Here is an 8,015-nt window from a genome sequence, read left to right as displayed (position 1 = left end):
GTTGGGCGGCAGACGCCCGGTGCGGGGACTTCCCCAGGCCCGCTACACCGTCTATCACCCGCGCCGCGCCCGCGCTGGTGATCGACGCGAGGGCGTTGCTGATGGCGGCAAGTTCCGCTGATCGGCCGAGAATCACCTTGCCACGCTAGCATGCTGAGTTGGTTTGGCCGTCTCAGCTATGCTCGGCCGATGCGTATCGATCCATGGACCGACGACGCCTGCCCGATCACACGCGCCATCTCGGTGCTGGGTCAGCGGTGGACCGTACTGATCATTCGCGAGGCGATGCTCGGCCGATCACATTTCTCAGAGTTCCGACGGCGGCTAGGTGTGGCATCCGATGTCCTGAGCGCCCGACTGTCCGAGCTGGTGGCGGCAGGCATTTTCGAGGCCGTCGACTACCAGCGGCCCGGCGACCGCACGCGCAAGCGCTACGTGCTGACCGACGCCGGGCACGAGCTCATGCCCGTACTGGGGGCGATGGGGAAGTGGGGCAACGTCCATATGGCCCGACCACAGGGCAGTGCTTACCGTTTCGTCGACACCGTCACCGGCGAACCCGTTGCTGTCGAGTTCTGCCGTCGGGATGGAACCAGCGTCCGCCCGGCCGACGTCAGCCTGATGCTCCCTGAACACCACAATTGAAGGTGTCGTCAGCGCCGCCATAGGCCGGTGCACGCCCCGGCTTGCGGCGGCGACTCCGCCGGTCACCCTGCACTTCGTGCGGAGCGCCCGCCGGACCCTGCACCTCCAGTGTGTTGCGCACGACCTGGGGGGTGGGAGTCCGCTCGGGATGCCTCCTCAGAAGCTCTTCCCGTAATTCGCCCGCGCAGGGGCCGTGGCGCTGGGGGGGGGTGACCGGGTCCCACCACCTGGCGCGTCCCACCTTCTCGCGGGTCTGTTGCCGGACGCCCGGGTGAGTACGTACCCCGATTTGGCACGGATTCATGTTCCAGCACCATGAGGAGTCCGCTCGCCAGGTCCTCGACTTCCTGGCCGCAGCCGAAGCCTCCTGACGCTGGCCCCACACCAGTCAACTGACGGATGTGCCCTCCGTCCGGCGCCCTTCACTATGTGGTGCGGGGTGGGGCAAATGCCCCTCTGGCGTGGGAGGAACGTTGTCGTTGGTGGGGCGTACGTCCGAGATGCAGGCTCTCGAAGCGCTGTTGGCGGAGGCGGAGAACGCGGGGACAGCGCTGCTGCTGCTGGGTGATCCCGGGGTCGGCAAGACCGCGCTGCTGGACGCCCTGACCGCACGCGCCCGAGCGGGCGGTCTGCGCGTGCTACGGGTCGTCGGCGTGGAGAGCGAGCAGGAACTCGCGTTCTCCGCACTGCACCAGCTTCTCCACCCGCTCCTCGACCACCTGGCGGAGCTCCCGGCCTTCCAGAGCGGCGTGCTGGAACAGGTTCTCTCCATCCGTGAGGGTTCGACGCCAGGCCGCTTCGCCATCTCGGCTGCGGCCCTGGCCCTCCTCCAGGCAGCGGCGAGCCCGCAGCCTCTGTGCGTGGTGGTGGACGACGTCCACTGGATCGACCGTTCCAGTGCCGAGGTGTTGACGTTCGTCACCCGCAGGCTCAGCAGTTGCGAGGCGGCCTTCATCATGGCGGCCCGCAGCGGGGGGCACGGCTTTGTGGACCCGACAGGACTGCCGGTCCTCCACGTCAATCCGCTGCCGGCCGCCGATGCGCTGACGCTGCTGGACAGCAGCCACCCCGGACTGGCCGAACCGACTCGGCGGCGGCTGCTGCACGAATCGGAAGGCAACCCGCTCGCCTTGGTGGAGCTGCCGGGCCAACTCACCGAAGCGCAACGGGACGGCGCCGAGCCGCTGCCCGCGGCGCTGCCGCTCAGCACCCGTCTGGAGAGCGTGTTCGCCGACCGCATACGCCAACTTGACTCCTCGACGCGCTTCACCCTTCTGCTGACGGCGCTCGACGGTGAGCGTCCCGGCAATCTGGGCGATGTCCGGGCGGCTCAGGCCGAGGCGGGTGAGGAGTGGGACGAGGGACAGTTGGAGCGGACCGAGAAAGTAGGGCTGGTCCGCGTCGATCACCTGGGCGAGCAGATCACTTTCCGGCACCCCCTGGTCCGGTCCTGCGTCGTCCATATGTCCCCGGGGGGACGCAGACGGGCGGCGCATCGTGCCCTCGCCGAGATCCTGCGGACCGAGCCTGAGCGACGGGCCTGGCACCTCGCCAACGCCGCGGACGTCCCCGACGAGGTGGTCGCTGTCGAGCTCACCCGTGCCGCGGAGCGCGCCATGGCCCGCGGCGGCGCCGCGGAGGCCGCCACGGCGTACCGTCGCGCGGCCGAACTGAGTCAGGACCCCGCTGAGCGCACTCGCCGTCTGGACGAAGCGGCGTTCGCCGCCGGGGTCGCCGGCCTGCTGGACACGGCCCACGAGCTGGCCAGCGCGCAGACCACGGAGACGCTGCGGGGCACGGCGGCCGCGGCTTACGTGCAGTTCCACCGAGAGGGGGACATCGAGGCGGTGTACCGCATCCTGCCGCCGGTGATGGAGGCCGCTCCGCCGAGCGCCGCGCCGGAAGACGTGGACGCGTTCGACGACGCCTTCTACGTACTCCTCAACACAGCCGTGTGGGGCGGTCGTGCAGAGCTCTGGCCCGCCGTGTACAGCGCGTTGGACCGGGTGTCCGAGTCCGCACGTATGTGTTTCGACAGCGTCGCCGATCCGGCGCGGACCGCGCACGGCGTGCGGGAGCGACTGGACCGGGCAACGGCCGCGCTGTCGCCCGAGACACCCCTGTGGCGGGTCAACTGGCTCATCTACACGGCCATGTACCTCGACTGTTTCACGTTCTACGACGGGGTCTGGCGGGACGCCGTCGGGCACGGCGCGTACGACAGCCTGCGTTTCGCTGCGGTGGCCCGGGCGCACGAGGCGTTCATGCGGGGTGAATGGGACAAGATGCAGGGGATCGCCTCGCAGGGCATCGCGAGTGCCGCCGAGCACGATTACCACCTGGTCCACATCATCTTCACGTACGGACTGGCCATGGTCGCGTCCGGCCGCGGGGACGAAGAGGCCCTGCGCAAGCACTGCGACACGATCGCCGCGTGGGCCCAGCCGCGGCGTATGCAGTTGCTGATGTCGACTCTGAACGAGACCAGGGCGCGGGCCGCGGTCGGTCGGGGAGACTTCGAAGAGGCGTACCTGCTGACGTCCGCGCTGACCCCGCCGGGAGAACTGCCTTCGCATTTCCCGCACTTCTCGCGGGTGTTCCTGGACCTCGTGGAATCCGCCATGCGGACCGGCCGGACGGCGGAGGCCCGTGCACATGTCGAGGCGGGGCAACGGGCGCGCCTCGACACCATCTCGCCGCACCTCGAGATCATTCTCGCCGGCGCTGTGGCGCTCACCGCCACTGACGACCGGGCGGGAGAACTGTACGAAGCGGCCCTCGCCGTGCCGGACGCCTCCTTGTGGATCTATGAACACGCGCGCATCCGGCTGTGGTACGGCGAGTGGCTGCGGCGACGTCGGGAGTACACGGCCGCCCGCGTCCAGTTGAGCGTGGCGTTGGAGCTGTTCGAGCAGCAATTGAAAGCCCCGCTGTGGGTGCAGCGAGTCCGCGACGAACTGCGTGCGGCCGGTGTCGGTGTTGGGGTTCCGGACGTGGGGACCGGCGTCAGGATCAGTGCTCAGGAACGCCGTATCGCGGAGCTCGCGGCGAGCGGGCTGTCCAACAGGGATATCGGCAGGCAGCTCAACATCTCCCCCCGCACTGTCGGCGCACATCTCTACCGGGTGTTCCCCAAGCTGGGTATCACCTCCCGGGCCGCACTGCGCGACGCGCTCGGGGCCTTCGACGACGCCAACGGCGCCTGACGCGGCCGCCGTTGGTATCCCGGTGCGGGGCTGCTGCCCGAAAGTGCACAAGGCAACCAGGCTTCGCCCGTTCCTCAGGTGTGCGCCATACGCTGACGTAAAGGGCTGAATGTGCGACTTTCGTCAGTGCGTTACCCAGGAGGAGATGTGCGTACCTACTCAGTTCGGCGTCTGGATGTGGCCGTTCCGTGGGTGTCCGACTTCCGGCAGCGCTATGAGGCCGCCGTACCACGAGTACCGGAGGAGGAGCTGGAGGCCCTCATCCACCGGGAGGCCTCGTGGGAGGAGATCATCCAGCTCATCGACTCGGTGACCCCCCACGGTTTCATGCTCTTCATGGCGAACGAGGCACATCCCGTCTTCCGGCGTGCCGGGGACCGGGCGGTCTGCTTCTGGTACCTGATGGGCAACCACACCATTGCCGAGCGAATGTACCGGCATGACCCGCGGGCCATGCTCTACGCGCCGCTGCGCACCGTGATCTGGCAGAACGAGACCGGAGCGGCCTGGTTCAGCGTGGACCAGCCGAGCACCCATTTCGCCGGTTTGGGGAGTCCTGAGGTGACACGGGTCGGTGTGGAACTCGACCGCAAGCTTGCCGCCCTCCTCGGCTTCCTGGGAACGGACGTGCCGGAGGAACTGTTGCAGAGCTGATCCGGTGGCATCACTTCTCCAACAGTTGGGGGTACATGGTAGTGATGTCCGCGGCGAGGTTTACCTTCACCTTGCGTGACATCTCGTCGGCGAGCACCTCGTAGGCACCGCTCTCGACACCGTCCAGTGCCAGCGTGGCGACGTCCTTCGGGGTGGACTTGGGAGCGTCGACGTTCGCCGTCATGTCGGTGTCGACATAGCCCACATGCAGTCCTGTCACATCGATCCCACGGGGCTTCAGCTCCAGCCGCAAGGAGTTGGTCTGCGACCAAAGGGCGGCTTTGGAAGCGCTGTAGGAGCCGGCCATGCCGATCCAGGACAGCACGGAGTGAACGTTCAGGATGTGTCCGCCACCGTTGCGTTCGATGACGGGAGTGAAGGCGCGTGTCACCTGTAGCGGGCCGTAGAAGTTGGTCTCGAACTCGCGGCGGACGTCGTCCAACGGCCCCTTGAGCAGAGAGGCGTTGACGGAGACACCGGCATTGTTGATCAATACGGTCACGTCACCGGCACTCTCGGCGGCCACGGCGACCGAGACCGGGTCGGTGACCTCCAGGGCCAACGGCACCGCGTCCGGGTGGGCCACCGTACGCGGGTCGCGCGCGGTGGCGTACACCTTGGCCGCACCACGTGCGAAGGCTTCTTCCACCAGCGCGTTTCCCAGGCCTCGGTTACCACCGGTGATGAGCACCACTGCACCGTTGAACGACGTCATGACTTCTCCTCGCATACATGTGTTTCTCGAATTGCGGGCGCCGTTGAGGGCGCCGCGCGTCCGTGCACGCCTGCCGCATGGACCACGCGGCAGCCTCGGTGATCAGGCGGACAGGAAGCGGTTCACCTCGTGGGCGAAGTCCTCAGGGTGCTGGAACAGGAAGCCGTGCCCGGCATCGCTGTAGAGGATCACCTTGGCCTGGGGCAGCTTCTGCGACATGGCGTACGTGGCGTACGCGTGGATCATCACGTCGTGAGCGCCGTTGGCCACCAGAACCGGAAGTGTCAGCTCCTCCTGCCGGTGCCAGTACCCCTTGAAGGAGCTGATGGCGCCCAGTTGACCGCGCACGGCCTCGGGGCCCACGACGGCGTGGGACTCCTTCAGGCGAGTTTCCAACCGCTGGAGGGAGGCCCGGCCCGCGGTGACAGCCTCCTCGGTCTCCGGGTAGAACAGGTACAGGAAGTCCTCGTCGACGTTGACGGGCTTGCTCATGACCTGTTGGGTGCGGACCGTGGGCGTCGGCAGGTCGGGCACCCCGCCGGCGGAACTGCCCGCCACCACCAGGTGACGTACGACGTCGGGTGCGGCCAGGGCCACCCCCTGAGCGACGATGCCGCCCATCGACCACCCCAGCACGTCGATGTCCGTCAGCCCCAACGCGCCGATGAGGGCCAGTGAGCCGTCCACCATGTCCTCGATGCCAGCCGGCGCATTGCCGGTGGAGAAGCCGACGCCCCGGTTGTCGAAGACGATGACCTCGCGCTCCGCGGCCAGCAGGTCGAGGAAGGCTGGGTCCCAGTGGTCGATGGTGCCGCGCAGCCGCATGTGCATCAGCAGCGGACGGCCGCCCGTCCGGCCGAACCTGCGGTAGGCGAAACGTTCGCCCTCCGGGCCGTCGACGTACTGCGTCTCGGCCGAATCGGCCGCGTAAGTAGACATGTGAGAACTCCTGTTGTGAAAAACGATTCCCCATCCCGGGGAGTCGGTGCTGTGGTGGGTTCAGGCGCACCGGGGGCCGAGCGGTGCTCGTCTCAGAGGGTGAGGACCATGCGGAACCGGGCGTCACCGCGCAGCATCCGGTCGTAGGCGGACTGCGCGTCGGCCAGGGACGCCGGTTCCACCATCGGGCTCACGTTCTGCGCCTGGGCGAAAGCCAGGTTCTGCTCGTTCTGGGCGGGGGTGCCGGTCAGTGAGCCGGACACCTGCACCGCGTCGAAGATCAACTGCCGCGGCTGGACACGGACCGGCTCCGACGACACGCCCACCAGGACGAGCCTGCCTCCCCGGGCCAGGCCGCCGAGCAGGGGGCTTACGTCACCTGCCGCAGCCGTGGCCAGCACCATCCGGGCGCCGCCCAGCCCGGTCAGCGTCTCGGCGGCGTCGGAGGCCTTGCTGTCGATGTAGTGGTGGGCACCGAGATCGAGGGCCAGTTTCTCCTTGTCGGTGCCACGAGCGACCGCGGCCACCTGCAGGGAGAGGGCGCGCGCGTACTGCAACGCCAGGTGCCCCAGACCGCCGATGCCCTGCACCGCCACCAGCTCGCCGGCCGCCGGGCCGCCGCCGTGGACGTTGCTCACCAGCGCGTTGTACACCGTGAAGCCGGCGCACAGCAGCGGCGCGACCCGTGTGGCGTCCATGTCCTCCGGTACGGCCACCAGACCCGTCTGCCGGGCGTACATGTACTCGGCGTACCCGCCGTCGACGTGGACGCCGGTGTAGGGCTGGTCGGTGCAACCGACGAAGTCACCGCGGCGGCAGGCGGCGCACACTCCGCAGTGCCCGCCCAGGAAGCCGACACCCACCCGGTCGCCGGGGGTCCATCCCGAAACACCCTCACCGAGTGCGTCGATACGTCCGACGGCCTCATGCCCGGGGACCCGGCCGGCTTCGCCGCTGTCGTGCGGGTGGACGACGATCGAGTCGCTGTGGCAGACGCCGCAGGCCTCCACCCTGATGCGGACCTGTCCCGGTCCTGGCGGGACCAGTTCCCGCTCGGCGGTGCGAAGGCCGCCGTCCGGGGCGACCTCGACTGCGCGGTAAGTGGCCATGAGCAACTCCGTTGTGGGAAAAGTGTTGTGTCGGTGAGCACGTCCCGGTCCGGCCTGGTCGGGAACGGCCTCGACCGGAGCACGGCCGCACCGGCCGACGTGGCTCTCGGGCGGAGGTGAACGCCGTTCGCCTCACGGGTCATGCGCCCCTAGTGTTGTCAGGCGCTTGTGGAATCTTTGTTGACCACAAACTCCCGAGCCCGTGCGACGGCCTGCTCGACGCTGCCCCTGTATGCGGGACCGTGCCCGGGCAGGATGACGTCACCCTTGATCTGCGGGCTCTTGACCCGGGACGTCGGATGCGCGGTGATCAGCGCGTCACCACTGATCATCGTTCCGGTGCGGGCCAGAAGGCAGGCGCAGTGCCGCTCCGTGTGCCCCGGTGTGTGCGGGCGCCGGCGCGCCCGGCAGGTCCAGTGGACCCGGTCCGGGGAAGTGGGCGGTGCCGCCGGCCGGCAAGGCTTGAACGTGTGCCGTAGGTGGCCCGCAGACGTTCCGCGGCACCGACGTGGTCGTCGTGGGTGTGTGTCACCAGAAGCGCGCACGCCTTGCGGTTCCAGTCCCACCGCGTGCAGGGAGGCCGGCAGCAAGTCGTGGTCGTGAGGGTATCCGTTGTCCACCAGCGCGGCGTCGTCGCCGGCGTGGACGATGTCTGAACCGCCCCGGGTTCGGTAGAGATCTCAGATTGTGGTTGTGACCTGGGGTTTCGTGGATTGCATGTAGTGGTTGGTCTCGTATTCGACGGGC

The 8,015-nt window shown here is 68.4% G+C and carries 7 protein-coding genes and 1 pseudogene; 3 read left to right on the top strand and 5 right to left on the bottom strand.

The features are described from left to right. The first annotated feature begins 189 nt into the window (after nt 1-189). The gene (locus ACFYO2_RS40550; protein WP_388359969.1) at nt 190-645 is read left to right on the top strand and encodes a winged helix-turn-helix transcriptional regulator; all 456 of its coding nucleotides are present in this window, start codon (nt 190-192) and stop codon (nt 643-645) included. On the opposite strand, the pseudogene ACFYO2_RS40545 reads toward ACFYO2_RS40550, so the two are convergent. Then, a pseudogene (locus ACFYO2_RS40545) lies at nt 614-829 on the bottom strand (hypothetical protein); the annotation flags it as partial. The gene ACFYO2_RS40550 and the pseudogene ACFYO2_RS40545 overlap by 32 nt on opposite strands. A gap of 298 nt (nt 830-1,127) precedes the next feature. Between ACFYO2_RS40545 and ACFYO2_RS40540 the strand changes: the two are divergent. Both ACFYO2_RS40540 and ACFYO2_RS40535 read left to right on the top strand, forming a co-directional pair. After that, a complete protein-coding gene (locus ACFYO2_RS40540) occupies nt 1,128-3,851 on the top strand; it encodes an ATP-binding protein (protein WP_388359967.1) in 2,724 nt (907 codons plus the stop codon). Between the two features lie 147 nt (nt 3,852-3,998). Then, a complete protein-coding gene (locus ACFYO2_RS40535) occupies nt 3,999-4,505 on the top strand; it encodes a DUF302 domain-containing protein (RefSeq protein ID WP_388359964.1) in 507 nt (168 codons plus the stop codon). A 10-nt stretch (nt 4,506-4,515) separates the two neighbouring features. Here ACFYO2_RS40535 and ACFYO2_RS40530 read toward each other — a convergent pair whose 3' ends face one another. The 4 genes from ACFYO2_RS40530 to ACFYO2_RS40515 all read right to left on the bottom strand — a co-directional run bounded on the left by ACFYO2_RS40530 (nt 4,516) and on the right by ACFYO2_RS40515 (nt 7,800). Then, complete coding sequence (locus ACFYO2_RS40530; RefSeq protein ID WP_388359961.1) at nt 4,516-5,220, bottom strand: SDR family oxidoreductase; 705 nt, start codon at nt 5,218-5,220, stop codon at nt 4,516-4,518. Nucleotides 5,221-5,322: 102 nt separating this feature from the next. Further along, nucleotides 5,323-6,159, bottom strand: coding sequence for an alpha/beta fold hydrolase (locus ACFYO2_RS40525; protein ID WP_388359958.1), 837 nt, complete (start codon nt 6,157-6,159; stop codon nt 5,323-5,325). Between the two features lie 92 nt (nt 6,160-6,251). After that, on the bottom strand, nt 6,252-7,268 hold the full coding sequence (locus ACFYO2_RS40520) for an alcohol dehydrogenase catalytic domain-containing protein (RefSeq protein ID WP_388359956.1): 1,017 nt from the start codon (nt 7,266-7,268) through the stop codon (nt 6,252-6,254). 328 nt (nt 7,269-7,596) lie between these two features. After that, nucleotides 7,597-7,800, bottom strand: coding sequence for a hypothetical protein (locus tag ACFYO2_RS40515; protein WP_388359953.1), 204 nt, complete (start codon nt 7,798-7,800; stop codon nt 7,597-7,599). Between the last annotated feature and the right edge of the window lie 215 nt (nt 7,801-8,015).

This window comes from Streptomyces sp. NPDC006602, assembly GCF_042870385.1.
GTDB lineage: Bacteria > Actinomycetota > Actinomycetes > Streptomycetales > Streptomycetaceae > Streptomyces.
This window is presented reverse-complemented; position numbering and strand designations above follow the sequence as displayed.

Excerpts from the sequence above, each read along its gene's own strand:
- ACFYO2_RS40550 (WP_388359969.1), top strand. The coding sequence starts at position 190 with ATGCGTATCGATCCATGGACCGACGACGCCTGCCCGATCACACGCGCC.
- ACFYO2_RS40520 (WP_388359956.1), bottom strand. The coding sequence starts at position 7,268 with ATGGCCACTTACCGCGCAGTCGAGGTCGCCCCGGACGGCGGCCTTCGC.
- ACFYO2_RS40525 (WP_388359958.1), bottom strand. The coding sequence starts at position 6,159 with ATGTCTACTTACGCGGCCGATTCGGCCGAGACGCAGTACGTCGACGGC.
- ACFYO2_RS40530 (WP_388359961.1), bottom strand. The coding sequence starts at position 5,220 with ATGACGTCGTTCAACGGTGCAGTGGTGCTCATCACCGGTGGTAACCGA.